Origin of the sequence: Bacillus sp. FSL W7-1582, assembly GCF_038593325.1 — a bacterium.
GTDB classification, from domain to species: domain Bacteria; phylum Bacillota; class Bacilli; order Bacillales; family Bacillaceae; genus Bacillus; species Bacillus altitudinis.
This window is the reverse complement of the sequence record NZ_CP151987.1, coordinates 3,673,351-3,699,822: the sequence shown is the minus strand read 5'-3', so window position 1 is coordinate 3,699,822 and position 26,472 is coordinate 3,673,351. Positions and strand designations below refer to the sequence as shown.

General features: G+C 41.7%; 24 protein-coding genes, 4 tRNA genes and 1 other annotated feature. Of the genes, 20 read left to right on the top strand and 8 right to left on the bottom strand.

Annotated features, from left to right (window positions below; all coding sequences use genetic code 11):
• Window positions 1-89 precede the first annotated feature (89 nt).
• The 4 genes from NSQ11_RS19040 to NSQ11_RS19025 form a co-directional block, all read right to left on the bottom strand.
• Window positions 90-1,055, bottom strand: coding sequence for an iron-hydroxamate ABC transporter substrate-binding protein (locus NSQ11_RS19040; protein ID WP_035704087.1), 966 nt, complete (start codon window positions 1,053-1,055; stop codon window positions 90-92).
• Between the two features lie 98 nt (window positions 1,056-1,153).
• Window positions 1,154-2,779, bottom strand: a complete 1,626-nt coding sequence (locus tag NSQ11_RS19035) for a helix-turn-helix domain-containing protein (protein ID WP_144741064.1) — start codon at window positions 2,777-2,779, stop codon at window positions 1,154-1,156.
• A gap of 209 nt (window positions 2,780-2,988) precedes the next feature.
• The gene (locus NSQ11_RS19030) at window positions 2,989-3,870 is read right to left on the bottom strand and encodes an alpha/beta hydrolase-fold protein (protein ID WP_242731372.1); all 882 of its coding nucleotides are present in this window, start codon (window positions 3,868-3,870) and stop codon (window positions 2,989-2,991) included.
• Between the two features lie 499 nt (window positions 3,871-4,369).
• Window positions 4,370-5,227: a hypothetical protein gene (locus NSQ11_RS19025; RefSeq protein ID WP_008347513.1), complete on the bottom strand. Its 858-nt coding sequence runs from the start codon at window positions 5,225-5,227 to the stop codon at window positions 4,370-4,372.
• A gap of 109 nt (window positions 5,228-5,336) precedes the next feature.
• On the opposite strand from NSQ11_RS19025, the gene NSQ11_RS19020 reads away from it, so the two are divergent.
• The 4 genes from NSQ11_RS19020 (at window position 5,337) to NSQ11_RS19005 (ending at window position 9,431) form a co-directional block, all read left to right on the top strand.
• A complete protein-coding gene (locus tag NSQ11_RS19020; protein WP_242731370.1) occupies window positions 5,337-6,284 on the top strand; it encodes a DUF4885 family protein in 948 nt (315 codons plus the stop codon).
• Complete coding sequence (locus tag NSQ11_RS19015) at window positions 6,281-7,237, top strand: DUF4885 family protein (RefSeq protein ID WP_342501201.1); 957 nt, start codon at window positions 6,281-6,283, stop codon at window positions 7,235-7,237. The genes NSQ11_RS19020 and NSQ11_RS19015 overlap by 4 nt, the downstream gene beginning before the upstream one ends.
• Window positions 7,238-7,522: 285 nt before the next feature.
• Complete coding sequence (gene dnaB, locus NSQ11_RS19010) at window positions 7,523-8,887, top strand: replicative DNA helicase (protein WP_003214779.1); 1,365 nt, start codon at window positions 7,523-7,525, stop codon at window positions 8,885-8,887.
• A 130-nt stretch (window positions 8,888-9,017) separates the two neighbouring features.
• Window positions 9,018-9,431 carry a VOC family protein gene (locus NSQ11_RS19005; RefSeq protein ID WP_017359894.1) on the top strand — a complete coding sequence of 138 codons (414 nt, stop codon included), beginning with the start codon at window positions 9,018-9,020 and terminating at the stop codon, window positions 9,429-9,431.
• A 32-nt stretch (window positions 9,432-9,463) separates the two neighbouring features.
• Here NSQ11_RS19005 and NSQ11_RS19000 read toward each other — a convergent pair whose 3' ends face one another.
• Window positions 9,464-10,669 (bottom strand): cytochrome P450, encoded by a 1,206-nt coding sequence (locus NSQ11_RS19000; protein WP_048002618.1) that lies wholly within the window; start codon window positions 10,667-10,669, stop codon window positions 9,464-9,466.
• Between the two features lie 116 nt (window positions 10,670-10,785).
• Between NSQ11_RS19000 and NSQ11_RS18995 the strand changes: the two genes are divergently transcribed.
• The 4 genes from NSQ11_RS18995 to NSQ11_RS18980 all read left to right on the top strand — a co-directional run bounded on the left by NSQ11_RS18995 (window position 10,786) and on the right by NSQ11_RS18980 (window position 14,391).
• On the top strand, window positions 10,786-11,388 hold the full coding sequence (locus NSQ11_RS18995; protein ID WP_282833467.1) for a TetR/AcrR family transcriptional regulator: 603 nt from the start codon (window positions 10,786-10,788) through the stop codon (window positions 11,386-11,388).
• A gap of 216 nt (window positions 11,389-11,604) precedes the next feature.
• Entirely contained in the window at window positions 11,605-12,900 is a 1,296-nt protein-coding gene (locus NSQ11_RS18990; protein WP_007497400.1) for an adenylosuccinate synthase, read from the top strand.
• Window positions 12,901-13,032: 132 nt separating this feature from the next.
• Window positions 13,033-14,166, top strand: coding sequence for a DUF418 domain-containing protein (locus NSQ11_RS18985; protein ID WP_144610813.1), 1,134 nt, complete (start codon window positions 13,033-13,035; stop codon window positions 14,164-14,166).
• Between the two features lie 15 nt (window positions 14,167-14,181).
• Window positions 14,182-14,391 carry a hypothetical protein gene (locus NSQ11_RS18980; protein WP_019743180.1) on the top strand — a complete coding sequence of 70 codons (210 nt, stop codon included), beginning with the start codon at window positions 14,182-14,184 and terminating at the stop codon, window positions 14,389-14,391.
• A 29-nt stretch (window positions 14,392-14,420) separates the two neighbouring features.
• On the opposite strand, the gene NSQ11_RS18975 is transcribed toward NSQ11_RS18980, so the two are convergent.
• Window positions 14,421-14,945, bottom strand: coding sequence for a peroxiredoxin family protein (locus NSQ11_RS18975; RefSeq protein WP_007497396.1), 525 nt, complete (start codon window positions 14,943-14,945; stop codon window positions 14,421-14,423).
• A 334-nt stretch (window positions 14,946-15,279) separates the two neighbouring features.
• Here NSQ11_RS18975 and NSQ11_RS18970 point away from each other — a divergent pair.
• The 11 genes from NSQ11_RS18970 (at window position 15,280) to NSQ11_RS18920 (ending at window position 23,414) form a co-directional block, all read left to right on the top strand.
• Window positions 15,280-15,355, top strand: a tRNA-Lys gene (locus tag NSQ11_RS18970).
• A 6-nt stretch (window positions 15,356-15,361) separates the two neighbouring features.
• Window positions 15,362-15,433: transfer RNA gene (locus NSQ11_RS18965), tRNA-Glu, on the top strand.
• A gap of 81 nt (window positions 15,434-15,514) precedes the next feature.
• Window positions 15,515-15,591, top strand: a tRNA-Asp gene (locus NSQ11_RS18960).
• A 26-nt stretch (window positions 15,592-15,617) separates the two neighbouring features.
• A tRNA-Phe gene (locus tag NSQ11_RS18955) sits at window positions 15,618-15,690 on the top strand.
• Window positions 15,691-16,038: 348 nt separating this feature from the next.
• Window positions 16,039-16,746 carry a response regulator YycF gene (yycF, locus tag NSQ11_RS18950; RefSeq protein ID WP_017359978.1) on the top strand — a complete coding sequence of 236 codons (708 nt, stop codon included), beginning with the start codon at window positions 16,039-16,041 and terminating at the stop codon, window positions 16,744-16,746.
• Window positions 16,747-16,753: 7 nt separating this feature from the next.
• Window positions 16,754-18,592, top strand: coding sequence for a cell wall metabolism sensor histidine kinase WalK (walK, locus tag NSQ11_RS18945; RefSeq protein ID WP_017359977.1), 1,839 nt, complete (start codon window positions 16,754-16,756; stop codon window positions 18,590-18,592).
• The gene (yycH, locus tag NSQ11_RS18940; protein ID WP_024718466.1) at window positions 18,582-19,961 is read left to right on the top strand and encodes a two-component system activity regulator YycH; all 1,380 of its coding nucleotides are present in this window, start codon (window positions 18,582-18,584) and stop codon (window positions 19,959-19,961) included. The genes walK and yycH overlap by 11 nt, the downstream gene beginning before the upstream one ends.
• Entirely contained in the window at window positions 19,948-20,811 is an 864-nt protein-coding gene (gene yycI / locus NSQ11_RS18935; RefSeq protein ID WP_024718467.1) for a two-component system regulatory protein YycI, read from the top strand. The genes yycH and yycI overlap by 14 nt, the downstream gene beginning before the upstream one ends.
• Window positions 20,812-20,817: 6 nt before the next feature.
• Complete coding sequence (locus NSQ11_RS18930) at window positions 20,818-21,612, top strand: MBL fold metallo-hydrolase (protein WP_007497388.1); 795 nt, start codon at window positions 20,818-20,820, stop codon at window positions 21,610-21,612.
• A gap of 81 nt (window positions 21,613-21,693) precedes the next feature.
• Window positions 21,694-22,881, top strand: coding sequence for a S1C family serine protease (locus tag NSQ11_RS18925; RefSeq protein WP_048002615.1), 1,188 nt, complete (start codon window positions 21,694-21,696; stop codon window positions 22,879-22,881).
• A gap of 68 nt (window positions 22,882-22,949) precedes the next feature.
• On the top strand, window positions 22,950-23,414 hold the full coding sequence (locus NSQ11_RS18920; protein ID WP_048002614.1) for a GNAT family N-acetyltransferase: 465 nt from the start codon (window positions 22,950-22,952) through the stop codon (window positions 23,412-23,414).
• Between the two features lie 38 nt (window positions 23,415-23,452).
• Here the strand turns inward: NSQ11_RS18920 and NSQ11_RS18915 are convergent, their stop codons facing one another.
• Window positions 23,453-24,334, bottom strand: coding sequence for an ABC transporter ATP-binding protein (locus tag NSQ11_RS18915; protein WP_035390097.1), 882 nt, complete (start codon window positions 24,332-24,334; stop codon window positions 23,453-23,455).
• Window positions 24,335-25,024 carry an ABC transporter permease subunit gene (locus NSQ11_RS18910; RefSeq protein ID WP_008347476.1) on the bottom strand — a complete coding sequence of 230 codons (690 nt, stop codon included), beginning with the start codon at window positions 25,022-25,024 and terminating at the stop codon, window positions 24,335-24,337. It lies immediately after the preceding gene.
• A 192-nt stretch (window positions 25,025-25,216) separates the two neighbouring features.
• Window positions 25,217-25,487, top strand: a binding site (T-box leader).
• A 111-nt stretch (window positions 25,488-25,598) separates the two neighbouring features.
• Between NSQ11_RS18910 and NSQ11_RS18905 the strand changes: the two genes are divergently transcribed.
• Window positions 25,599-26,459: an S-adenosyl-l-methionine hydroxide adenosyltransferase family protein gene (locus NSQ11_RS18905; protein ID WP_007497378.1), complete on the top strand. Its 861-nt coding sequence runs from the start codon at window positions 25,599-25,601 to the stop codon at window positions 26,457-26,459.
• Window positions 26,460-26,472 lie beyond the last annotated feature (13 nt).

Sequence of the window (26,472 nt, the reverse complement as noted above, 5' to 3'; positions counted from 1 at the left end):
GTGTATTCTCTCCTTCAAGTTTTCAAGCTCCGCTGAAAAGAAGAACAAAGGACTAAAATGTTTAGCCCTTTGTCAAGATGCGCATCTTTTTAGTTGGTTTGATCTAGCCATTTGACAGCCTGATCAAGGAAGGTAGTTTTGCTTAGTGCTGTTCCTCCCTGAAGCATAGGATCAACGACATTTTCATTGATGTGCCCATTTTTCACAGCTTTTAGGCTGTTCCAAATTTTATTTCCCTCTAAGTCCTTCAATGCATTTGGATTCGATGAGTTTTCCTCTTGGGAGAACTGAACAAAGATATAGTCAGGATTGAGTTCGCCTAGGCGTTCCAATGAAATCATTGCTTGTGCTTTGGCTTTTTTGATATCACTTGGTGCTGTAAATCCTAAGTCCCCATATAAAGTAGAGTTGAAGTATACGTCTTCAGGGTACACGTACAGGTCGCCCTGTCTAATGCGTAAAATGACAGCTGTTTTGTTGTTGCTTTTGTCTTTCAGGGTTTCTTTCGCTTGTTTGAGATCTTTCTGATAATCAGAAATGATGCTTTTCGCTTCTTCACTTTTTCCAGTCAGTTCACCGAGTAATAAAAGGTTGCTTTCCCAGTCGGAAGAGACATGTGATACTGGGATCGTCGTTTGAACTTTATCTAGTTTTTTAATTGTTGCAGGCGGGAACTTGGTTGATCCGAGTATCACGTCTGGTTTTAGTTTTAAGATTTTTTCTAGGTTCGGTTCAGTTTTTTCCCCAATGCCTTCTGTTTTTGCTGTAATGTCTTTAAATAATTCAGGGAAAGTGCCGCCGACAGTAGAAGCACCAATAGGGTCGATACCAAGTAGTTTTGCATCTTCCATCGATTCTAGGCTTCCAGCAATGACGATTCGTTTCACTGGTGTTTTCAGTTTGTACGTTTGATCTAAGTATTTGATGTTTGTTTCTGCTGCTTCAGCTGACTTGCTTTTGGTTGTGTTGGAAGCCGGTTTATTTTCTGCAGCACCACAGGCTGCTGCGATGATCGTCATGATACAAAGGATAAGCAATGCGAACCATTTTTTCATTTGTTTTCTCCTTTAACTGATAATTGTTCTCAATTAAAGATTGTAGTAGTCATTCGTCCTTTTATCCATAGACAATCATCTGTCTAGTGATGGACTTTTTACGGAAAAAAAGATAAAAGGTCCTGAATGACTCGTTGATGACTGGCTGCTGTGTATTCACGCCAAGGGTCAGAAGCGAGTGGATAGACGGCTTGTTGCGTCACAGCCTTGAGATTTTGCCAAGCCTCCTGTTGCTTTAACTTTTGATAAAAAGCAATGGTTTTTGGTTCTTTATGCAACAAGAGGAAGATGGCATCTGGGTCTAACTGCTGTATAGAGTGAATGCTGATTTTTTTTTCTATTAGCTGTCCATCATTCTGAAAAGCTGGTAGAAGGCCAATGTCATGAAAAATTACTTCTGCCATAGTACGATTGACAGATAAGTAGAGCTGATCTTGAAAGATACGAAGAGGCAGGACGGTTCTTGGTGGATGATCAATAAGGCATGCCTTTTTCGCTTGAATGACGAGTTCTTCGTAATGAAGGAGCCATTCTTCTGCTTCCCTCGTTTCGTTTAAGAACAGAGCTGTTTGTCTGAATTGAGCGCGCCAATCCAATTGTGTGAATGGAACAAAGTGAACAGGACAGATGGTTTTCAACGCTTGTTTTTCTTCCTCTGTCACATGATCATTGGCAATGATCAGCTCAGGTTGTGCTTCCTTCAATTGCTGTAAATTGGCTTCAGCGTGTTCGTTGATACGATGTGCACTCAGATGAATCGGAATTTCTTCTGCATAATGCTCAAAATCATGTGCTGTCCATTTAGGGTGAAGAGGGGCAGCATATGGGATGATATGAATGGGTGTGAGCTGACCGAGTATGGAATGGCCATAGGCAGCCATTTTCCGTTGACGGCTTTTCATATAAGCAGAAGGAGTGATACCCGTTTTTTTCTTAAAGATGCGGCTAAAGTAATAGGGGTCTTGATAGCCGATGTCCTGTGCAATGTCTTTGAGCTTTGCATGACCTTTTGCCATTAACTGTTTGGCTCTAGCCAGTCTTTTCTTGGTGATATAATCAGTGACACTCACATCAAAATGCTTTTTAAATAGCTCGCTGTAATGATTGGCGCTGATACCAGCCATATGAGATAGACTTGTAAGGCTGAGAGGTTCTTCGGAATGTTGATCGATATATTGTTTTGTTTTAAAAAGGGCGTGTGTTGTGTCACAAATGTCTTCTTTATGCAGTGTGAAAAGCTGCATCATGAGCTGTTGAAAAAGGGTTTGGCTTCTAAAAAAGCTAATGGATTCAGGTTTTTGCCATTCTGCTGTCATGTCGGACAGTAAAGAATGAATGTGTTCAATCGAGCTAATATCGATAAATTGCCATACATTCAGTAAAGAGCGGGCATGTTCAGTTGATACTTCTTCTATGTTTTGACCTTGCGGCGTGTACATCTGAAAGCGAAACAGATAGAGCTCGTGTTTTTGATGTGGCTCTGTTTTCAACATAAATGTTTCCCCAGGCATCATCGTATAGAGTGTCAGATTTTTCAATCGCCATCTTTGATCATTCAATGTAAGTAAACCGCTGCCGCTTATGTTAAAGAGGAGGCAGAAAGTATCTGACAACTGCTGCTCCGTATGTGGAAGATCTGCATTATTTATTTTTTCAGTATATGTTAATCGATAAATGCATTGTTCAGCATTTACCTTTGTACATAATTGATGATTGTTTCCCATAAAACCACCTGATCTCTTATTAATTGATAAATATTCTCAATTGAATTGTATCAGAAAGAGCTGGAAAATGGTGTGTTTATTCTGTCAAAAAAGCACCCTGATGGAGATCAGGGTGCGTAGTGTGTAGAGAAATACTTGCATTCGTTGTCCGTCCTGCGCATGTGATAAGGGCAATCTTTTGAGATAGATCACTATGTTTCGTGTGTTCACTAGCTTTTTTCCATGTCTGTGGTTGTTAAAGGATCATCATGATAGAGTGCAAAACGAAAAGCATAATTCATCAGCACCGGCAAAACGGACGTATGTCCTTCTTCAGGGAACTCGTGATAGGCAGTATGCAAGCCGTATGACGATAAAGGCAACATACGATTTGCTAGTGAATTGGCATGATCATTCATTTGACATGGATGATGTTTTTCTAACTCACCTACACCTACAAGCAGCCTGACATCCATAGGCACCTGACGTATATAGTTGGTGAATTGGTGTTCTTTTTCTAGAAATAATTTTTTGTTCCAGTGGATAGAAGGGCTCCCTGCAATATATGTCTGATAAGCATCAGGGTGCTCAAATAGTGTGTGTAATACAAAAAGACCACCAAGAGAATGCCCAAACAGTGTTTGACGACTTTGGTTGATCGGAAAGCGTTGTTCGATATAGGGCTTTACCGTCATTTCTAAAAAAGAAAAGAAAGTAGAAGCGCCGCCATATGTATGGTTGGAGAAGTCCTTTCTTTTCCTCCCAATGGAAGCATCAGGGGCGGTAAAAGTGAGATCATAATGCCTAAGCGGATGATAGGATTCTTCTGTTTGATAGCCAATTCCAACAATGATTGCAGGTATGATTCCTGTTTTTTCAGGTCTTCTTGACTGTAAACGAATGGCTTCGACCATTGTGCCAAAAAGCGAATTTCCATCAAGTACGTACATGACTGGAAAACCAGCCGCTGGAGGAGTAGCATTCGGTTTAAATATAAAAAGTCTGTATGGGTGTGCTGTGATATCCAGTTGCTCCGTCCCAGGTATAAAAAAGGGACGGCTTTCTCCGAAAAGTGAATTCTCAGTACCCAGTCCTTCAGGGTGTTTCAACATATATAAAAATTCCCTTCCTCAAAATGATCCTCATATGGTGATAAAAGCAGACTTGTGAATATTGGTTGGATGAGAGTATTACTTGAAAACTTCAAATGAAAATGATTCTCAATTATCATGTGAGCAAACCAAATAATAATAGTTATTAATTATAAAGTCAAATGTTCATAAAGTTATGTAAATGTTAATTTCGCCCAATTCATTGATGCGGCCTGCTCTGCTTCTATATTTTGCGTAGGCAGCCGGTCATCGAGAAGTTCCGCCATACCAAGCACCGTCCTTTCATACAAAAATACACTACTCTTCTTTTTAACATTTTCATTCATAACAAAATGAAATGGTCAGTCGGGGTTCTGCTAGAGAGCGTGTTGAAAGAGGAGGGGCTGTTTTAAAAGTGGCGAAATAACATATAACATCAAAATTGAGGCAATAAAAAAAGTAAGGGATGTGCCCTTACTTTTTGATCATATTGGTGTACATATCTGTAAACATCATTCAATTAAAATCCATCTGTGACATCATATTCGTAACGGATATCGGCTTTGACATTGCTCATAGTAGATCTCGCGGTAGCTTTTGCGTTGTACTTAAAGCTCCATTTTTGAGCGACTCTTAATTGATCATCCAGAGATATACGATAAGAACCACTTGTTGCAGAGGAGAAAAGTGATTGATACCAAATGTTACTATCACTAGCCATTAGTTTGTGTGTGACATTCCCTTGGTTGGGTGTTTGAGTGCTAGTTGTCGTAATCGATTTGACAATTGCACTTTTAGGAATAGAAGAATTGTTCGTTAAATCCATTGTAATGACAGAAGAATCAACCCCTAAAAAATTTAAAGAAGAATTCCCCAAGTTTGTAGCCGTCCCCGTAAAATTGAATGTCCCATTTCCAGATTTGATACGATCTTGAATGGAAACAGAAAAATACATGTCTCCGGTATATGTACCACGGGTTACTTTCACAAAATAAGTTTCTGAAGTTGAAGTCACGTCACCAGTATTTGCAAAAATAAAGGGTGTTACTGAATCAGGATTAATTACTTCTGTTTTCGCATCAGAATATTTTGAGTTATAAACCTCGATTTTCATCCCAGTATATTGCTTATTATACGAACTTCTGACATAAACTCTTTCACCTTTATTGATCGTAAACTGATAATACGCTTCATTTTCACCTTCAGGTAAGATTGTCGTGTCTGAACGACTATTTTTCCAATATCCCATTGAACTTGCAGTGTTAGGACTGTTATTCCCGGTAATTGCTGCTTCCGCTGACTTAGGTGCAAAAAAACTAGTAACAAGCGCCAATAATAATGCTGGTAATAATAAACGTTTAAAGATAGTATTTGTCATATATTAACCCTACTTGTAATAATTACTATATCGACATTAAACTAACAAATTTTAACTGAATTGCCGATATATTTAATAATCACTATTTTCTTAAAAAAGGAGAATCAAAATGAATATTAATACGTCATATACAGCCAGTTCTTCGAACAATCTGAACCAAATAGATTCTAAAGGTCAATCAGCTATTAAAAGTACAAATGAAGTGATGACCGAATCTGATAGACGGATGAAAATATTAGATGAAAAATACGAAAAAATAAATGAACAAAACAAACGATTCAAAGATCCTCATGGTCATATATTTGATAAGTATCGAAATCCATACTCTCCTTATTTCAGAAGTGACCTAACCAAACCAGAAAGAGATGCTGCTTACTCTATGGAAATTGGTTGGGCTAACCATGGGAGAGGAGGGTATTATAATTTTAATGATGCCGCCTTCCGTAATGAAAATCGGTACGACCCTACCCAAGAAAGTGTAGAAAAGAAACTATTGAATCGTCAAAAGGTGAACGAACAACTGCAAGCTTTGTTTTCTACCAATGGTTTGAACATTCCTAAAAACGCCAATTTAACTTTTACCATTGACCCAAATCATTTCAAATTAGTGGTGAGTGGATCAACAGACGAAACCCTGGTCAAACAAATAGAGGACATATTGAATACGAGCAACAATACAAGAGAACTATTTTTTCATATTATGAAAAGTAGAAATGATGATTCGACTCAATTCACGCCGGATTCACTTGCAAAGTTCCACCTTGTCAATCAAATCAAAACGGTGACAGGCTACAATTTAAAAGATTTAAGCATTGTAAACGGTCAATTTGTAACGGATACCGGAGCGAATATTTTTGATATCTACAAAGAAGAACTTCTGAAAAACCCATACACAGCAGAAAATGCCCGTATTGCTGCATCACATTATGGTGCACAGCTCTTTGACTTAGCCAAAAACGGATATGATTCTATTCCCGATTTGGTGCTATCTATTGGGTATGAAAACGGGTCTTTATATGACATTGGACAAAAGGTGAATTACGGAGTATCAAAGTGAAGATCAATACATCAAACGCAGCAACTGTTCTAAACAATCAGCACCTTACCGACTTCAATAGCCAATCAGCTATTAAAAGTACAAACGAAGTGATGACCGAATCTGATAGGCGGATGAAAATATTAGATGAAAAATACGAAAAAATAAATGAACAAAATAAACGATTCAAAGATCCTCAGAGCCATATATATGATAAGTATCGAAATCCATACTCTTCTTATTTCAGAAGTGATCTAACTAAAGTGGAGAGAGAAGCTGCTTATACGATGGAAATGAGTTGGGCAAGGAATAATAAAGGTGGACAATATGACTTCAATGATGCTATTTTCCGTAATGAAAAACGGTACGATCCTACCCAGGAAAGTGTAGAAAAGAAACTATTAAATCGCCAAAAGGTGAACGAACAACTGCAAGCTTTGTTTTCTACCAATGGTTTGAACATTCCTAAAAACGCCAATTTAACTTTTACCATTGATCCAAATCATTTCAAATTAGTGGTGAGCGGATCAACTGATGAATCATTGATCAAACAAATAGAAGACATATTAAATACAAGCAACAATACAAGAGAACTATTTTTCCATATTATGAAAAGTAGAAATGATGATTCGACTCAATTCACGCCGGATTCACTTGCAAAGTTTCACCTTGTCAATCAAATCAAAACGGTAACAGGCTACAATTTAAAAGATTTAAGCATTGTAAACGGTCAATTTGTAACGGATACCGGAGCGAATATTTTTGATATCTACAAAGAAGAACTTCTGAAAAACCCATACACAGCAGAAAATGCCCGTATTGCTGCATCACATTATGGTGCACAACTCTTTGATTTAGCGAAGAACGGGTATGATTCTATTCCCGATTTGGTGTTATCTATTGGGTATGAAAACGGGTCTTTATATGACATTGGACAAAAGGTGAATTACGGAGTTAAGAAAACGATAGATTAAAAAACGCACGTGATATTTTCAATATTTGATCATGTGCGTGTTCATGCCATGTTGGAGTATCGATCACATGTGTGAACAACAACAGCTACAAATCCCATTAGCGATACAAAGGACTCTATAACAATTTATGTTACAGAGTCTTTTCTATTTGAAGTGTGTTGTTTCGCTGTTCAATGAAACATCGACATGGTAATTTTGACTATAGTTGATGTTTTTCACTTTTTTATTGATGAAAATGTTAAAATGATGAGTAGCGTATTTTTTTATGAAAGGACGGTGCTTGGCATGACGGAACTTCTCGATGACCGGCTGCCGCCGCAAAATATAGAAGCCGAGCAGGCCGTATTAGGTGCTGTTTTTTTAGAACCATCTGCGCTAACGCTCGCTTCTGAAGTATTAATTCCAGAGGATTTCTATAGAATGTCGCATCAAAAGATTTACAATGCGATGCTTGTACTTGGTGATAGAGGGGAACCGGTTGACCTTGTCACGGTGACATCAGAACTTGCCAATACAGACTTACTAGAAGAGGTAGGCGGGATTTCGTATTTAACAGATATTGCGAACTCTGTCCCAACTGCCGCAAACATTGAATATTATGCAAAAATTGTAGAAGAAAAATCCATTTTAAGACGTCTGATCCGTACAGCGACAACCATTGCACAGGATGGATATACGCGTGAGGATGAAGTAGAAGATCTATTGAGTGATGCTGAAAAAACCATTATGGAAGTGGCTCAGCGTAAAAACTCAGGAGCTTTCCAAAACATTAAAGACGTTCTTGTTCAGACATATGATAATATTGAACAGCTTCATAATCGAAAAGGTGATATCACTGGGATTCCAACGGGTTTCTCAGAGCTTGATCGGATGACAGCTGGCTTCCAGCGAAATGACCTGATTATTGTAGCGGCTCGTCCGTCCGTAGGGAAAACAGCCTTCGCGTTAAATATTGCACAAAACGTCGCGACCAAGACAGATGAAAGTGTCGCCATCTTTAGTTTAGAGATGGGCGCTGAGCAGCTGGTCATGCGTATGCTTTGTGCCGAGGGAAATATCAATGCACAAAACCTAAGAACCGGTAACCTCACAGAAGAGGACTGGGGTAAGCTGACAATGGCGATGGGTTCGCTATCAAACAGTGGGATTTTCATTGATGATACACCTGGTATTAGAGTCAGTGAAATTCGCTCGAAATGCCGTCGTTTGAAGCAAGAAAACGGGCTTGGCATGATCCTGATTGACTACTTACAGCTCATCCAAGGGAGTGGACGATCAAGCGATAACCGTCAGCAAGAGGTATCTGAAATTTCTAGGGCTTTAAAGTCACTAGCAAGAGAACTTGAAGTGCCGGTCATTGCCTTATCACAGCTTTCTCGTGGGGTAGAGCAGCGTCAGGACAAACGTCCGATGATGTCTGATATTCGTGAATCAGGAAGTATTGAGCAGGATGCCGATATTGTGGCGTTCCTTTATCGTGATGATTACTATGACAAAGAATCAGAGAATAAGAACATTATTGAAATTATTATTGCGAAACAGCGTAACGGTCCAGTTGGAACGGTATCACTGGCTTTCGTGAAAGAATATAACAAATTCGTCAACTTAGAGAGAAGATTTGACGATGCGGGTGTTCCGCCCGGTGCTTAAAGCCCAGCTCAAGAAGCTGGGCTTTTTTGATCCATCTACATCGAAAGAATGACTGAAAAACAGTCGAAATGAGGAGGAGTGGGAGAAAAAGAGAGCGTATACTAAAGGGAGAGAAAAGGAGTGATGACTGATGAAGTTTCAACAATTCGAAGCCGCTCAATTACGCATCGCACGTCCGACTGTCAATATGAAAGAGGTTGTTTCTTTTTATGAAGAAGGTTTAGGGCTGAAACGAATAGGCTCATTTGATCAGCATGAAGGGTATGATGGGGTCATGCTTGGGCTTCCTCACCAGCATGTTCATCTGGAAATCACCAAACATGAAGAAGACGAAAGCTTGCCTGTTCCCCACCCAGAGCAGCTGCTTGTATTCTATATTCCGGATGAAGAAGAATTTCAGCAGATGAAAAAGAGACTGATCGCATTTGGCGGACGGCATGTCACCTCTACGAACCCGTACTGGGATCGAGGAGGCGTGACGATTGAAGATCCAGATGGATATCGAGTGGTGCTCATGAATACAGAAGGAATTACACCTGATTAAGAAAGACTCCCATCTTGTGGGAGCCTTTTTTGTTAGCAACGAGGCGTGACACGGAGCTTCAGTGCTTTTAGTCCATACATACCGCTGCTTGTCATTGGGACGTAAGAGAGAAGCTCTAGTGATTCATATCGTGACTGTATGGCTTTGATGGCAGTGCAGGCTTCCAGGCGAGCAAGTGGTGCGCCTAGGCAGAAATGAATGCCGTGGCCAAAGCCAATATGGGGATTAGTGTGCCTGTGTATATCGTACTCATGTGCGTTTGGAAATTGACGCTCATCCCGGTTCGCAGAAGCAAGAAAGACAATCACACTGTCTCCCTTTTTCAAGACTTTTCCTCCAAGTTCGGTGTCTTCTGTGACATACCGGACGATGGTAGGCGCAGGGGCACGAAAACGGACAGCCTCCTCCACAGCTCGAGGAATGAGGTCAGGTGATTGAGCGAGCGCTTCATACGACCCCGGATTTTCTAACAAACTAAAGATCATATTGGAGATCAGGTTGGTGGTCGTTTCGTTGCCTGCTAACAGGAGAAGATTGCAGAAAGGAATTAATTCGTCTGCGGACAGCTTATCTCCATCTTCCTCCGCTTGGATTAAAAGCGAAATCAAATCCTCACTAAGGTTCTGCCGCTTCTCTTCAATGATGTCAGCAAAAAACGCCATCATGTCCGCTTCGCTTTGATCCCGTGTTTTTTGCCATTCAACGACATCTTTTTCATGTTCACTTTTAGGCATGCTGACGAGAATATCGGACCATTCTTTAAAGGATTGTTTATGTTCTGTTGGCACACCTAAAAGCTCTGCAATGACTATGACAGGAAGCGGATAGGAGATGTCTTGAACAAGATCAATCTCTTCCTTACCTTCTATTTGTGCAATGAGATCATCCATTAACTCTTGAATGCGTGGTTCCCACAATTTCATCACCCGGGGTGTAAAGGCTTTGCTCACAATGGAACGGATTCGTGTATGTTTTGGCGGGTCCATCATGACCATTGTTTTCATCAGTGAATGTTTCCGGTGGTCTTGAGGAGGTTGACTAGAAAAGGTATCTTTATCGATGGTGACTCGCTTTGCTTCTTCATAGGTGAAGACGCTCCATGTTTGGCTGTGTTCATCAAAATGAACAGGGGATTCTTGACGCATTTTGGCGTACCAATCAAATGGGTGATACGGGTCCTGCTTATTTTTCCCTCTTAATAACGCTTTCTGAACGGCACTAGGTGTTGTTGTTTCCATGATCATCACTCCTTATGGGTTGTCAGATGATTCCTTTTTTTCACTGTGTTAGATTTAAAGGTAATTCATCAGTAGAAAGGATTCAACCAACAGAAAGGCGAAATCTGTTGAAGAAAATGGGAAGGGGAGAGCGGCTTGTGGCGGACTGCTACAGAGGGGATAAGCGCGCAACTGAATCAAAGCAACAATTAAGAAAAGCGTTATTTCAGTTATTAAAGGAGAAGGAATGGGGGAAGATTTCTGTACAAGATTTGACGAACAAGGCAGGAATCCATCGCACCACCTTTTATCAGCATTATGAGGATAAGTTTGACCTAGCTCAGCAGGTCATGGATGAGATGTTTGATGTCATGAAAACCGCTATTTTTGCTCCTGTACATGAAAGTGAGTGGAAGAGCGATCATGCAGCATATGTGTATATTTATCGCTTTTATCAGCATTTGCAGGAACATGAAGAGGAGTATCAGATTCTCTTGAAAAGGGGAAGAGAGCTTAATATTCATCAGACGGCCAGTGCTTTTTTTGAAGAAAGTTTTACTTTGGGGCTAGAAGAAGTCACAGGTTCAACACCTGATCCACAACACGTTCCTCTCGAGATGCAGAAGCAATTTGTCATTTCTGCTTATGTTGGAACAGCTGAGTGGTGGCTGAGAAAAGGTAGACCATACTCACCCGACTTTATGGCAAGTTCGATGATTCAATTGATTGAAAATCACTGAACAAACGGAAATGAGAAAAACAGTAATTTTGATCGAAATCTCCTTGTTTAAGCGTAGAATGAGCAATTAAAGCGCTTTTCCTCACATGTAAAACGAACAAAATTTGATTTCAAGATATTAATGTTCGGATTTCACGTTGACTTTTTCATTGTCCATTGATAAAATAAATGTGTTTGAAAGAGATAACGTTTTGAAAGGTTAACGGAGGTGCACGATATGTCTTCAGTAGTCGTAGTAGGTACGCAGTGGGGTGACGAAGGGAAAGGGAAAATTACCGATTTCCTTTCAGAAAATGCAGAGGTGATTGCCCGTTATCAAGGGGGAAACAATGCAGGTCACACAATCAAATTTGATGGAGTGACTTACAAGCTACACCTCATTCCGTCCGGTATTTTTTACAAAGAGAAAACTTGTGTCATCGGTAATGGAATGGTGGTTGATCCTAAAGCGTTGGTCACTGAGCTTGCGTATCTTCACGAACGGAATGTGAGTACAGATAACCTCAGAATCAGCAATAGAGCCCATGTCATTCTGCCTTATCACTTAAAATTGGACGAGGTAGAAGAAGAGCGGAAAGGGGCTAACAAGATCGGTACGACGAAAAAAGGAATCGGACCAGCTTATATGGACAAAGCTGCCCGCGTCGGAATCCGTATCGCAGATTTATTAGATCGTGAAGTATTTGAAGAGAAGCTTGCCCGTAATCTAGAAGAGAAAAATCGTCTTTTAGAGAAAATGTACGACACAGAAGGCTTCAAAATTGAAGATATTTTAGATGAGTATTATGAATATGGTCAGCAAGTGAAAAAATATGTCGTGGACACATCTGTTGTATTGAACGATGCTCTAGATGAAGGCCGCCGTGTTCTTTTTGAAGGGGCACAAGGCGTTATGCTTGATATCGATCAAGGGACATATCCGTTCGTGACGTCATCTAACCCAGTGGCTGGAGGCGTGACGATTGGTTCTGGTGTAGGTCCTACGAAAATTCAACATGTGGTCGGCGTATCAAAAGCTTACACAACTCGTGTAGGTGATGGCCCATTCCCGACAGAACTCCATGATGAAATTGGCGATCAAATCCGTGAAGTTGGCCGTGAATACGGTACGACAACTGGCCGCCCGCGCCGTGTTGGTTGGTTTGACAGTGTTGTTGTCCGTCATGCGCGCCGTGTGAGCGGAATTACAGATTTATCTCTTAACTCCATCGATGTACTAACAGGGATTGAGAAATTGAAAATCTGTGTTGCTTATAAATTGAACGGAGAAATCACTGAAGAATTCCCAGCAAGTCTAAATGAATTAGCGAAATGTGAACCTGTCTACGAAGAAATGCCAGGTTGGACAGAGGATATTACAGGCGTGAAGAATTTAAGTGAACTGCCTGCAAATGCCCGTCATTACTTAGAGCGCATTTCACAATTAACAGGTATTCCACTTTCTATTTTCTCAGTCGGACCAGACCGTTCCCAAACGAACGTTGTCCGCAGCGTGTACCGTCCATCATTATAGACTGATCAGACACCAGTAAAATTACACATTTTACTGGTGTTTTTTTTGTTTAAATATTCCTTAATTTCTACGGAACTGACTTCCCGATATTACCAAAATATGATAACTGTATAAAAGGGAAGGAGCGTTCTAGTGAAAGAAAGAATACGATTATTAGATATTTTACGAGGTTTTGCGATATTAGGTACATTGGGTACAAACGTCTGGTTTTTTGCATACGCAGGGGATACCTTTGCGACAGATCAGATTGCGGATGAATATGAAAATGGCAGTTTTCTTGAAAGTCTTGTCTCTATGTTCGTTTATGGCAAAATGCTATCGCTGCTCACAATCATGTTTGGCGTAGGGCTAGAGCTGAAATACCAGCAGGCGAAAAGAAAAAATACGACTTGGCCGGGTACATATTTATGGATTCTTTTATTTTTATTTATTGAAGGCTTTGTCCATTTTGCGCTAGTGATGGAATATGATGTGCTCATGAGTTACGCCGTCACGGGTTTGCTTGTGGCGTTTATTGTCCGTGGAGGGAGTCGGCGCATCAAAAAAGGCATGATTGTCTCGGGTGTCATTCATTTGTTGGTGACGGCTTTTCTCGTTGTATTTTCTTTCTCTGAATTGGAAAATGAATCCTATGACGAGAGCAGTGAACCAGCGTACGAAGAACAACTGCCGGAGACATGGATATCTCAAGTTCAAGACCGATTACAGCACTTTTTGATGTACCGAGAAGAAGCAATCTTTATTATCCCAATGAATACCTTTTTGTTTTTATTAGGTGTGCGGATGATGAGAGCCGGTGTATTTTATGCAAATGAGCGTGGGCAAACTCTGCGGAAAACATTGTTCCGAATGGGTTTGTGGATTGGACTGCCGCTGAATGCGCTCGTCTTTGTACCAAATGACATAGTGGAATTCGTGGTGCGCTATGTGTTTTCGCCATTCCTCTCTATTTTCTATATTGCTGTCGTGGCGAAGCTTCTAGCACGCACGGAGTCATGGTTCATGTGGACTTGGTTTGAATATGTAGGGAAAATGGCGCTTAGCTGCTATATCCTGCAAAATGTCATCTGCTCGCTTCTTTTTTACAGCTGGGGATTGGGTCTTGGCGGTCAAATCAACGCCCCCCTTATCGTCTTGTCATGGTTGTTGATCTCCCTGCTGCAAATCGCCATTTCAGCCCTTTGCTTAAACGTCTGGCGGATTGGACCAATGGAGTATATCCGATCACAGGCACTTCGCCGGGTGACAATGAAGAAAGCATCTTAAAGGGGAATAGATACAATGTTTTTCAAAAAAACGACGAAAAGAGAACAAGCGAATACACATAAAGCAGCTGTAACAGCATTTGTCTTTTATCTTCTCGCATTAGGAGGGCATGCGCTGTACAAGTATTTCCAGGGTAATAAACCACCTGTCACTTTTATCATTCTTATGGCGGGTCTCTTTGTTTTTTTCACCGCAGATTGGCTATATAATAAAAGGCGTTCATAAAAAAAGCCCTCATCACGAGGGCTTTTTCCTTACTTCAGGCTTTTATATTGGCCTTTTAAATTTTTACGAATGTATTGAATGATTTTGCGCAGTTCGTTGGCATGTGGTCTGCCAAATGGACTTGTTTGTCTTTGCTGATAGAGGACTTGGCCTTTTTCATTTAATAAGAAATAGGCAGGTTCTCCGTGCACCCCATGATCTTCGTATGGGGCATCTTCCCCGTGATAGAAGACTTCATAGGCTTTCAATGATGTGAGGTCTTGGTCAGACATGATGGGGAAAGAAAGTCCCTCTTTGTCTGCAAATTCTTTCAAGTCTTCAGGGTTATCCGTTGAGATCGTCATTAAGTGAATATCCTTGTCTTGAAAATAGGATTGCTGTTTTTCCAGCTCTTTTAATTCCTCGACACATACTGGGCACCATGATCCTCTAAAGAAAACGATAAGGTGCCAGCTTTGATGCTCCTCTAAATGTTTGTAAAACTCAATGTGATCGCCCTGCACTGTTGGCAGTGAAAAATCGGGCATTTTATCTCCTAATTTAAATGAACTCATCCTATGCTTCCTCCTTTTTCAATCACCATGCTGTTTGTTTCTTGTATAACCAATATTGGTCGGAATCAAACGTTTCTGTGTGCTGGATTGGGCAGTAGCCATTGATTGAATGAAGGCGCTTGCAGGATTAGGCGGTTTAACAGAAGATATCAAATCCGACACTTTTTTTAAAAAAATGTCGAAAAACGTATTGCCATATGTAATTACTCTATGATATTATAAATCTCGTTGTTGCAAAGGTCTCTGAAACTTGTTAGGATGCGATGTTCCAGCTTTTTTAAAGCGATTGGTTTGACGCAGTACAACTTCTTCAGAATTACTTTTCACAAACCGAGAGCCATTAGCTCAGTTGGTAGAGCATCTGACTTTTAATCAGAGGGTCGAAGGTTCGAGTCCTTCATGGCTCACCATGTTTTGGCCCGTTGGTCAAGCGGTTAAGACACCGCCCTTTCACGGCGGTAACACGGGTTCGAATCCCGTACGGGTCATTGATTTACTTTAGCGTTAAGCTAATTTTTCCTCACTTGCTTGAAGGAGCACCACGATTGCTTTTTCGGGCAAGTTACTGAGGTCCGGTAGTTCAGTTGGTTAGAATGCCTGCCTGTCACGCAGGAGGTCGCGGGTTCGAGTCCCGTCCGGACCGCCATTTATACATATTCATCTTTTGATGATGGCTCGGTAGCTCAGTTGGTAGAGCAACGGACTGAAAATCCGTGTGTCGGCGGTTCGATTCCGTCCCGAGCCACTTCCAAACGCATCTGCAATCGCAGGTGCGTTTTTATTATGAAAAGAAGGCATAAAAAGGGAGAAGCCGGACCTAGGTAGGGCCCGGCTCCATAAGAAGAAGACGTTACATGTATATAGACGTTTGGTGACTGGAAAAGTTTCAATAAAAAAGGAAAAAGTCATCAAATCTTTTGGGCGGGGTTCTTCTATCCAACGTTTACTAGCAAAGAAAGCCGTTATTATTTTTATCTTTGCCTCTTAAAACGTTATAATAGACAGTGAGCCTTTTTTTTCGTAAATGAAGAAGGCGTAATGAGACATGCAAAATGGAATGACATAGATGCTAAAAATGCAGGAGGAAATCACAATGGAAAAAAAGATTCTTGTCGTAGATGATGAAAAGCCGATTGCGGATATATTGGAATTTAACTTAAGAAAAGAGGGCTACGAGGTTCATTGTGCGTATGACGGAAATGAAGCCCTTGAAATGGTAGAAGAAATTAAGCCAGACATCATTTTGCTCGACATTATGCTGCCGAACAAAGATGGCGTTGAAGTATGCCGTGAAGTGAGAAAGAAATATGATATGCCGATTATCATGCTGACAGCAAAAGACTCTGAAATCGATAAAGTCATTGGTCTTGAGCTTGGCGCGGACGATTATGTCACAAAGCCATTCAGTACACGCGAGCTGCTTGCACGTGTAAAAGCAAATTTAAGAAGACAGACGGCTGCTCCGCAATCAGAGGAAGAATCTGAATCAAATGATATCGAGATTGGTTCACTTGTGATCTACCCAGATGCGTATGTCGTGTCTAAGCGTGACGAAACGATTGAATTAACGCATCGTGAGTTCGAATTGCTTCATTACTTAGCGAAACATATTGGACAAGTCATGACACGTGAGCACTTACTGCAAACGGTTTGGGGCTACGATTACTTTGGAGATGTCCGTACAGTAGACGTGACAGTCCGCCGTCTTCGTGAAAAAATTGAAGACAACCCTAGCCACCCGAGCTGGATCGTGACAAGACGAGGCGTCGGCTACTATTTAAGAAACCCAGAGCAGGACTAAGATTCTTATGAGTAAAGTAGGTTTTTTTCGCTCGATTCACTTTAAATTGACCTTGATTTATGTGCTGCTGATCATTGTCGCCATGCAGATCATTGGCGTGTACTTTGTGAAGCAGCTAGAGCAGTCCTTAATTAATTCATATGATAATTCCTTGAATCAGCGAATCTACTCGTTATCGTATTACCTAGAACAAGATTCATCGAAAAGCAAGGCAGAATTAAAAGAGGATGCTCAAAAGATATTAAACGATTTTAACAACAAAGATGAGTCTAATGAAATTTCTGAAGTCAGCTATATTGACGAAAGCAGAGAGGTCATTGCCTCTGTGAATAACGGCAGTCAAGAGATTGCCGGGAAGAAAATCACAGATCAAATCATTAGCCGTATTTTCGCGGTTGGCAAAGACTACGAAAAAAAATTCTATGACCCAGAATCGAATAAACGAGTCCGCATATCAGCGACAGCCGTGAAAAATGAGAACCAAGAAACTGTTGGTGTCATTTATGTGGTCTCATCCATGGAAAGTGTTTTTAACCAAATGCGAACGATCAACACCATTTTGGCGACGGGTACACTCATCGCACTTGGGACGACTGCTCTACTTGGTATATTCATATTCAGAACCATTACACACCCAATTTCGGATATGAGAAAGCAAGCGATCGAGCTCGCCAAAGGGAACTTTTCCAGAAAGGTCCGAAAGTATGGACATGATGAGATTGGTCAACTAGCAACGACATTTAACCATCTGACGAGAGAGCTGGAGGAAGCGCAGCTGATGACAGAGGGTGAGAGGAAAAAGCTTTCTTCTGTTATCGCCTATATGACCGATGGCGTCATTGCCACGAATCAAAACGGGGCCATTATTCTATTAAACAGCCCGGCACTAGAGCTTTTGAATGTTTCACGTGAAACAGCTCTAGAGATGCCGATCACATCCTTGCTTGGCTTAGAAGATACTCATACATTTGAAGATTTAGTCGAAAATCAAGACTCCATGCTGCTAGAAATTGAACGTGAAGATCAACTGTCTGTTTTGCGTGTCAATTTCTCAGTGATTCAGAAAGAGCATGGGAAGATTGATGGCTTGATCGCGGTCATTTATGACGTAACCGAGCAGGAAAAAATTGATGCGGAACGTCGTGAATTCGTGGCGAACGTATCGCATGAGCTGCGCACACCGCTTACGACGATGCGAAGCTATCTTGAGGCACTCGCTGAAGGTGCGATTGGTGATAAAGAGCTTGCGCCAAGGTTCCTCAGTGTCACGCAAAATGAAACAGAGCGCATGATTAGACTTGTGAATGACCTGCTCCAGCTGTCTAAGTTCGACAGCAAGGATTATCAATTCAATCGTGAGTGGACGAATTTTATCAGGTTTATCTCGCTCGTCATTGATCGTTTTGAAATGACGAAGGAGCAGCATGTCGATTTCATCCGCAACTTGCCGCAGCGTGAAATATATGTGGAAATTGATCAAGATAAAATCACTCAAGTGCTCGATAATATCATTTCCAATGCTATGAAATACTCGCCAGAGGGTGGACACATTACGTTCACTGTCGATTTGGATGAGGAGCAAGGTCTTGTGTTATTCAGTGTCAAAGATGAAGGAATCGGTATTCCGAAGAAGGATATGGATAAAATCTTTGAACGTTTTTATCGAGTGGATAAGGCAAGAACAAGAAAACTTGGCGGAACCGGCCTAGGTCTTGCGATTGCAAAAGAAATGGTTCAGGCTCATGGCGGAGATATTTGGGCTGACAGCATTGAAGGAAAAGGAACAACGGTAACCTTTACCCTTCCGTACAATGAAGAACAAGAGGATGATTGGGATGAAGCGTGAGACCTTTAAAACCATTATATTGACAATCCTAATTGCGATCAGTCTTGTGTTTACATGGAATATTTGGATGTTCCAGCCCGTCATGCAGGATCAGGCGGATGCCGGCACACAGGTCGTGGAAACGAAGAAGATTTCAAGCGACGAGCCTCGGAGTCTCATTGATGTCGTGAAGCCGCGTGAGATGTTCATCCATTCCAATGGAGAGCATTTCAAAGTCGATCAAAAGGAACTCTTCCAAAACTTTTGGAATGATGTAAGCCTGTGGGATGTCAAAGAGATTGCCGATGTGTCGGACCAATATTCCGAGCAGAAATTTAAGAATTTCTTCTATGGACGCGAGGGGCAAGGCAAGACATTGGATCTTGTGTTCAATGATCCGATTCCGATTGATATTTTCCAAGCGCTGTTTAAATGGCCGAATAAATCCATTGAATACAACTCATTTGACCGGATGATTGTGCCGTTCGCTCAGCCGGATAAGGCCAATAAGAAAGTCTATTTGGTTTCATACAGCAAGGAATCGGTGCTTGAGCTGACGATTGAATCTGCCAACTATCGTAATCTGATGGATAGTATTGCAGCCGCTCAAAACGAGATGCCGCGCTATGACCTATATACTTTCTCTACAAATTCAAAACGAGATTTCCTTCTGCCGCAGAAGCAAAAGCAGCTTGAAGCGAAAATGTTCTTTATCGAAACGATTAAGACAAGCAAATTCAAGGACGCTTTGTTTACAGACCCAAGTCTAGTTGGGGAGGAGTCTAATTTAAACCGGACGGTGTATACAGATGGAACGAGTCGTCTTGAAGCAAATCAAAAAGACCACCGCATCCAATATCAGCATCGTAATATCAATTCTAGTACCGTATTCCAAACGGGAGATTTGATCAAGCGAAGCGTGAAATATTTCAATGATACCGGAAGTTTTACCGATAATTATCAATACTTCGGCATTAACAGCAACCAACAGCTGTCATTTAATATGTTTATGGATGGACTGCCGATCGTCAACAGCACAAAGCATCCATTTGGTATGACATCACTTGAAGTACAATGGGCGAATGATGACATCTTGAGTTATAAGCGTCCAAACTACATTCTTGGCAACAAAGCGAGTCAGAGTGAACAGGTCAAACTGATGAATGGGACAGAGCTGAAAAACTTGATCATCAAGCAGACGAAGTATGATGATTTAGAGAAAATTGAACAGATTTTCCCTGCCTATCAAGCGACATCCACGGCATCAGATCAGGATCAAGCGATGTTTGTCTGGCTAGAGCCGGTATGGTGTATGAAATATAACGGAAAAACCGTCATTTTATCGAATGATTTGCTGACAGAGGGGAGCGAGAATCATGGAGTGGAATAAGACCAAAACGATCTTTATCCTAGCCTTTCTCGTTCTCGATATCTTTCTAGGTTTTCAATATTTTGAAAAGCGCTCGACCGATCATTTTGCGATTATCGAAAAAACAGATACGCTGGAAGAAATGAAGGCAGACGGAATCAAATATGGCAATCTATCAGATGAAGCGAAGATTGGATACCGCATTACAGCTGAGAAAAAGCAATATACGAAAAAGGATGTCGACGGATTAGCTGATCAAAAGACGAAAAGCACATTCCCGAAAACCGAGAAAGATGATCCTGTCACCCTGCTTGAAATGACCTTCAATAAACCAGTTGCATTGCCGAAAAAAGATATGAAAACAGCAGCGACCAATCTTGTGAGCCAGCGTTTGCTGGATGGCAAGAATTATAAGCTCTGGAGCATCGATGAAGAAACAGGTGAAATCGTCTTTTTCCAAACGTATAAAGGAAAATACATCTTCCAAGAAGGTCTTGATGACACCGAAACCATCGGGAAGATCACATTGGATGTGAACGATCAAAACGAGGTCGTCTCGTATCGGCAGTCGATGGTGACATCGATTAATGAAGTGAGAAAAGAAACCCTTGTCCCGGCGCTTGAAACGGTGAAGGACTTATATACACAAAATATGCTGAGCCAAAACACGACAGTGAAAAAAGTGGAGCTTGGCTACTACACGCAATACCCAGGTGCAAGCACTCAAGTCATGGTTCCTGTATGGCGAGTAGAGATTGAAGGCGTGGCAACTGGTTCAAAGAAAAAGACAGAGGAAGAATATTTGATCAATGCCATTGATGGCTCAACCCTTGATCATATAGAGAAAGAAGACAAATCTTCATTGGAGTGAGAGAACATGAGCTTGCAGTTCAGTGTACTAGCGAGCGGAAGTACGGGGAACGCTTTTTATTTAGAAACAGACGAGCATGCTTTTTTAGTAGATGCGGGCTTAAGCGGCAAACAGATGGTAGAGCTGCTTGGTCAAATCGACCGAAAGCCAGAAGACTTGGACGGAATTTTTGTCACACACGAGCACTCAGATCATATTAAAGGACTCGGTGTGATGGCAAGAAAGTACAAGCTTCCTGTCTATGCAAATGCGAAAACATGGAAGGCGATGGAGTCACATATAGGGAAAGTGGATACGGAGCAGAAATTCCACTTTGATATGGAGACGGTTCAATCATTCGGCGGACTCGATGTTGAATCATTTGGCGTATCACATGATGCGGCAGAGCCCATGTTTTACGTATTCCATTATGGCGGGCGTAAACTTGCCCTTATGACGGATACAGGCTATGTGAGTGACCGGATGAAGGGGATTATTAAATCAGCCAATACGTTCGTATTTGAGAGCAACCATGATGTCGGCATGCTGCAAATGGGGCGCTACCCATGGAGTATTAAACGCAGAATTTTGAGCGATGTCGGACACGTATCCAATGAAGATGCAGCTCTTGCTATGACAGACGTGATTGGAGACGCCACCTCACGCATTTATTTGGCCCACTTGAGTCAAGACAACAACATGAAGGACTTAGCCCGTATGGCGGTCCAGCAGACGCTTGAAATGAAGGGCTTTGTTGTAGGGGACGGCTTTGATTTATATGATACGGACCCGAAAAAAGCAACCCCGCTTTGCGCCGTATGATTTTTACAATCGTATGATTAAGATAAGAGCTTCTTACCAACACTATATACATCATCTATTCACTGAAAGGAAGGAAACATAGTGGATTATCGCGATGTAGAGTGGAAGCCGAGACGAAGCAGAAAAGGATATTTCCTATCTGGTCTGATCGGTGTATTGGTAGGAGCTTTTTTAATGGGATTCTTTTTCCCCTATGTGTCTGGACAGAGCGGCAGCCCCTTTGGATGGCAGTCAGCTGGAGATCAGCAGGCATCAGAGGGCCCTTTAAAGACCGTCAATGTGAACGTGAATGATGCGGTCACAAAAGTGGTATCGAGTATGTCGGATACAGTTGTCGGCGTCATTAACATTCAAAAGTCGAGCTTTTGGGAAGAAGGCGGTGAAGCAGGCAGCGGGTCAGGTGTGATTTATAAAAAAAAGGGAGACACCTTTTATATCGTGACCAACCATCATGTCATCAAAGGCGCAAACCAGCTTGAAGTGAGCCTTCAGGACGGGACAAGGATCGGGGCAAATCTTGTCGGCAGTGATCAGCTGATGGATTTAGCGGTACTTACGGTCAAAAGTGATAAGATCAAGAAAACCGCCGCCTTCGGCAATTCAGACCATGTCAAACCAGGTGAGCCTGTCATCGCCATTGGAAATCCATTAGGCCTTGAATTTGCTGGCTCCGTCACACAAGGTGTGATTTCTGGAACGGAGCGTGCGATCCCTGTTGATTCTAATGGGGACGGACAGACGGATTGGAATGCGGAAGTTTTGCAAACGGATGCCGCCATTAATCCTGGGAACAGCGGCGGAGCCTTGATCAATATGGACGGCAAAGTAATCGGCATCAATTCAATGAAGATTGCTGAGTCAGAGGTGGAAGGGATTGGGCTGTCTATTCCTGCGAATCTGGTGATCCCTGTCATAGAGGATTTAGAGCGCTATGGAGAGGTGAAGCGTCCGTACCTTGGTGTTGGGATGAAATCACTAGCAGATATTGCGAGCTATCATTGGCAGGAAACGTTAAAACTGCCATCAAAGGTCACAACCGGAGTCGTCGTGATGAGTGTCGAGCCTTTGTCTCCAGCAGGAAAAGCGGGGTTAAAAGAGCTGGATGTCGTGACGTCGTTTGACGGCAAGGAAGTACAAAATATCGTCGATCTGCGTAAATATCTTTATCAAAAGAAAGTAGGCGACAAGGTAAAGGTGCAATTTTACCGAAGCGGAAAGAAAAAATCAGTCGAGATCAAACTCTCCCAAACCGATCAGTTCGGAGGCTAGCCAGTTCCTATAGGGGACTGGCTTTTTTGACATGCCCGGCATATGATAAAGGAAAGGGGGAGATACGATTGGTCACATTACAGCCAATGTCACAAACGGATTATGACGTCTTGATAGCGGCGGCCATTAAGCGGTACGCAGAAGAAAAGGTACTCGCAGGGACGTGGAATCAGGAAGAAGCGCAAAAGAACGCAGAGGAACAATTTGACCGGCTGCTTCCTGAAGGCCTTCGGACAGAGGATCATGAGTTGTGGAACATCTTACATGGAGAAGAAGCCATCGGATGGGTATGGCTTTGCTATGACCGAGATCATCCTCAGCACGAAGGATTTATTTATAATTTTATTTTGTTTGAAGCGTATCGAGGAAAAGGCTTGGCAAAACAGGCCATGGCGGCATTAGAAGAGCAGGCAAAGTCATTAGGTGTGAAAAAACTATCGCTGCATGTCTTTGCCCATAATCAAATCGCCCGCTCACTTTATGAGAAAACGGGCTTTGCTGAGACTGGGATTTACATGAGCAAGCCTTTATAAAAAAAGAGAAGTACCGTGCAGTGAGCGTACGGTACTTTTTACGTGGACATCATGGCATCTTGCGCCGTGACTCGGTATAGATCGACTTTGCATTTCACAAACGCACGGATGATGGCTGGGACTTGAGCTTCTGAACGAATCAACAATGAGGTCTCGTCATCTCTGATCACAAGGTCTGTTCCCACACTTTGTAAGTACTGCGTGAGAACAGGCTTCACCTCATCATCAATCCATGCATGCTTGAAGGTGGCACGAATGGTTGAGGACGTGATGGTTTTCTCTTGAGGATGAGTACTTGAGGACACGATTTTTCCTTCAGATATGAAAGCTGTTTTGGTACAAATAGGCTGGGTGAACCTTGGCTCGTCTGCTGTTAAAAAGACGGTTTTTCCTTCGAATTTTAACGATTCAATCACCCGCTGGATATGTAAGATAGAATCTGCATCAATATCCGCAAAAGGCTCATCAAGTAAAATAAAGTCAGGCTGATGAGCGATGGCCTGAGCCATTCCGAGCCGCTTCTTCATCCCAGGTGTAAAGGCACCGACTTTCTCTTGATGATAACGATGTAAGCCAACAAATTCGAGTAATTCTTCATAATAGCTCGTTTTCTGGCGAGTACCCGTAATTTTCGATAAATAGGCAATATGCTCAATAGCAGTCAGCCCTTCATATAAATCTGTATATTCAGGCAGAACACCGATATGATGACGTACTTTTTTTAACGACGTCATGTTCATCATGATAAACGTGCCAGAGGTGGGGCGGGAGATCCCTGTAATGATATTAAAAAAGGTTGTCTTACCAGCACCCTTCGGTCCAATGAGGCCGAAGATATCCCCTTGATGGATATCAAGATCAATATGATTTATTGCGACTTTTGTCCGATATTTTTTTGTCAGCCCTTTTGTGTGAAGCACTTAGACATCCCTCCTCTGAAACAGTAGTGCCGTTCCAACGAGTAAGACAACAGTCAATGCGGCATTCATCAGCACATAGGTCAGCGGTTCACTCCAGCGCGCATAATAATAAGGCGTCACGTATTGGAACCAGTGAATCAACCGTTCTGAAGAAAGAACAGACATCATGCTCATGATTGGAAATAGAAAGGAAAACAACATGCCAACAAACATCGATTTCTGTGGTGTTGGAAAGAGCATGGACAAAAACAAAGCACAGGAGATGCCGACACTGATAAACGTTAATATTTTTAAGGCATCAGAGAACAGAAAACGATGTGAAATCACCATATTTAATATATATGTGGTCATAATGCAACTGAGCCAAAACAGCATCAGCCCAAGATATTTCCCGATGACAATGTTTAAACGGGTCGTTTTGCTGACGAGAAAACGAATGGTTTTCAAATGAATTTCGCGGCTCAAAATATCATGAGATAATAAAAAAATAAGGAAGAAACCAAATAACGAAATCACTAGTTCATTCCCAATGGAATAAGGGTCCTTTGCCTGTTCCCACTTCCCTTGATAAGCAGCTATAAATGGAAGACTTGATACAAAAGTAGATAAAATGAAAATAATAACAATAGTTAAGATGGATTTTGTGCTTTTGAAGAGCTGCTTAAATTCATTCATACAGATGGTCCACACACACTGTACCTCCCTTCATCTTTATTATACCCCTAGAAAAGAAAGACACCATATCTCGCTCTTTAACATTTGCTTAAATTTTATAAAAAAGAAGACTCTTCCAGAACAGTTAACTCATTTTTAAAAATGTTCAGAAAAATATCTTGATTTATCAAAAAACATCATGTATGATAGCTTTAATTCAAGATAGTTAAACAGGCAATGACGAGAGAAAGTACAATCATCAATTTTTCCACAGAGAGCTTCGGTAGCTGAAAAGAAGCAAAAATAATGATTCGAAAAATGGTCTCTGAGCCTCGTGCTGAACATATCCATGATATTAGTAGGTGACGACGAGAGTTGGTACTCGTTATCAAAACCACAGTATATGAGCCAAATTGGAGCTTTGTACTTGTAGAGGCTGTTTAGCGCGAGCAAACAGTAAATAAAGGTGGTACCACGAGACAAATACCTCGTCCTTATGATTCATAGATAAGGATGGGGTATTTTTTATTGTCCACTTTTTTTCATACAAATGTTCAAATGTTCCACGTGAAACACCACTACCATTTTTTCAAATGAAAGGGAGATTAACATGAGTGAACATGCATTGGTTTTACAATCAGATTTCGGTATTGATGATGGAGCGGTCAGTGCAATGTACGGCGTAGCCAATACAGTGAGCAGCGGCATCCGCATTTTTGATTTAACTCACAACATTCCCCAATACGACATTTGGGAAGCGTCTTATCGCTTGCTTCAGACGGTCACATATTGGCCGGAAGAAACGGTATTTGTCTCCGTTGTTGATCCAGGCGTTGGATCAGAGCGAAAGAGCCTCGTCGTCAAAACAACAAGCTCACACTACATCATCACACCTGATAATGGGACACTTACGCATGTCGCACAGGATATTGGTATCGTGGAGGCTCGGTATTTAGATGAAACCATCAACCGTCTGCCGAAGTCAGGAAAATCACATACTTTCCATGGTAGAGACATTTACGCCTATACAGGCGCGAGAATTGCTTCAGGTGTGATTTCTTTTGAAGAGGTCGGGCCAAAGGCGAATATAGAGGACATTATTCACCTTCCAGTCGTACAAGCTTATGCGGAAGAAGAAGTGATCACAGGGACGATTGATATTTTAGATGTGCGGTTCGGAAACCTATGGACAAACATTCATCATACGTTATTTGAACAGCTTTCAATCAATTATGGGGATGCAATAGAAGTTACCATTGCCAACGGGCCAAAAAATGTGTATAAAAATATCATGACCTATGGACGATCTTTTGCCGATTTAAAGGTAGGCGAACCACTCGTATATGTCAATTCACTCGATCATTTAGGCGTGGCGATCAATCAAGGGTCATTTGCAAAGGCTTATAACATCGGTACAGGCACAGGCTGGCGCCTTTCGATTCGCAAAGCTCCGCGCATTATATACGAATAAGAGGAGGAAACAT

Bases quoted from the DNA above. Each gene is read 5' to 3' on its own strand.
- NSQ11_RS19040 (WP_035704087.1), bottom strand. From the start codon at position 1,055: ATGAAAAAATGGTTCGCATTGCTTATCCTTTGTATCATGACGATCATC.
- NSQ11_RS19035 (WP_144741064.1), bottom strand. From the start codon at position 2,779: ATGGGAAACAATCATCAATTATGTACAAAGGTAAATGCTGAACAATGC.
- NSQ11_RS19030 (WP_242731372.1), bottom strand. From the start codon at position 3,870: ATGTTGAAACACCCTGAAGGACTGGGTACTGAGAATTCACTTTTCGGA.
- NSQ11_RS19025 (WP_008347513.1), bottom strand. From the start codon at position 5,227: ATGACAAATACTATCTTTAAACGTTTATTATTACCAGCATTATTATTG.
- NSQ11_RS19020 (WP_242731370.1), top strand. From the start codon at position 5,337: ATGAATATTAATACGTCATATACAGCCAGTTCTTCGAACAATCTGAAC.
- dnaB (WP_003214779.1), top strand. From the start codon at position 7,523: ATGACGGAACTTCTCGATGACCGGCTGCCGCCGCAAAATATAGAAGCC.
- NSQ11_RS19005 (WP_017359894.1), top strand. From the start codon at position 9,018: ATGAAGTTTCAACAATTCGAAGCCGCTCAATTACGCATCGCACGTCCG.
- NSQ11_RS19000 (WP_048002618.1), bottom strand. From the start codon at position 10,669: ATGGAAACAACAACACCTAGTGCCGTTCAGAAAGCGTTATTAAGAGGG.
- NSQ11_RS18995 (WP_282833467.1), top strand. From the start codon at position 10,786: ATGGGAAGGGGAGAGCGGCTTGTGGCGGACTGCTACAGAGGGGATAAG.
- NSQ11_RS18990 (WP_007497400.1), top strand. From the start codon at position 11,605: ATGTCTTCAGTAGTCGTAGTAGGTACGCAGTGGGGTGACGAAGGGAAA.
- NSQ11_RS18980 (WP_019743180.1), top strand. From the start codon at position 14,182: ATGTTTTTCAAAAAAACGACGAAAAGAGAACAAGCGAATACACATAAA.
- NSQ11_RS18975 (WP_007497396.1), bottom strand. From the start codon at position 14,945: ATGAGTTCATTTAAATTAGGAGATAAAATGCCCGATTTTTCACTGCCA.
- yycF (WP_017359978.1), top strand. From the start codon at position 16,039: ATGGAAAAAAAGATTCTTGTCGTAGATGATGAAAAGCCGATTGCGGAT.
- walK (WP_017359977.1), top strand. From the start codon at position 16,754: ATGAGTAAAGTAGGTTTTTTTCGCTCGATTCACTTTAAATTGACCTTG.
- yycH (WP_024718466.1), top strand. From the start codon at position 18,582: ATGAAGCGTGAGACCTTTAAAACCATTATATTGACAATCCTAATTGCG.
- yycI (WP_024718467.1), top strand. From the start codon at position 19,948: ATGGAGTGGAATAAGACCAAAACGATCTTTATCCTAGCCTTTCTCGTT.
- NSQ11_RS18930 (WP_007497388.1), top strand. From the start codon at position 20,818: ATGAGCTTGCAGTTCAGTGTACTAGCGAGCGGAAGTACGGGGAACGCT.
- NSQ11_RS18905 (WP_007497378.1), top strand. From the start codon at position 25,599: ATGAGTGAACATGCATTGGTTTTACAATCAGATTTCGGTATTGATGAT.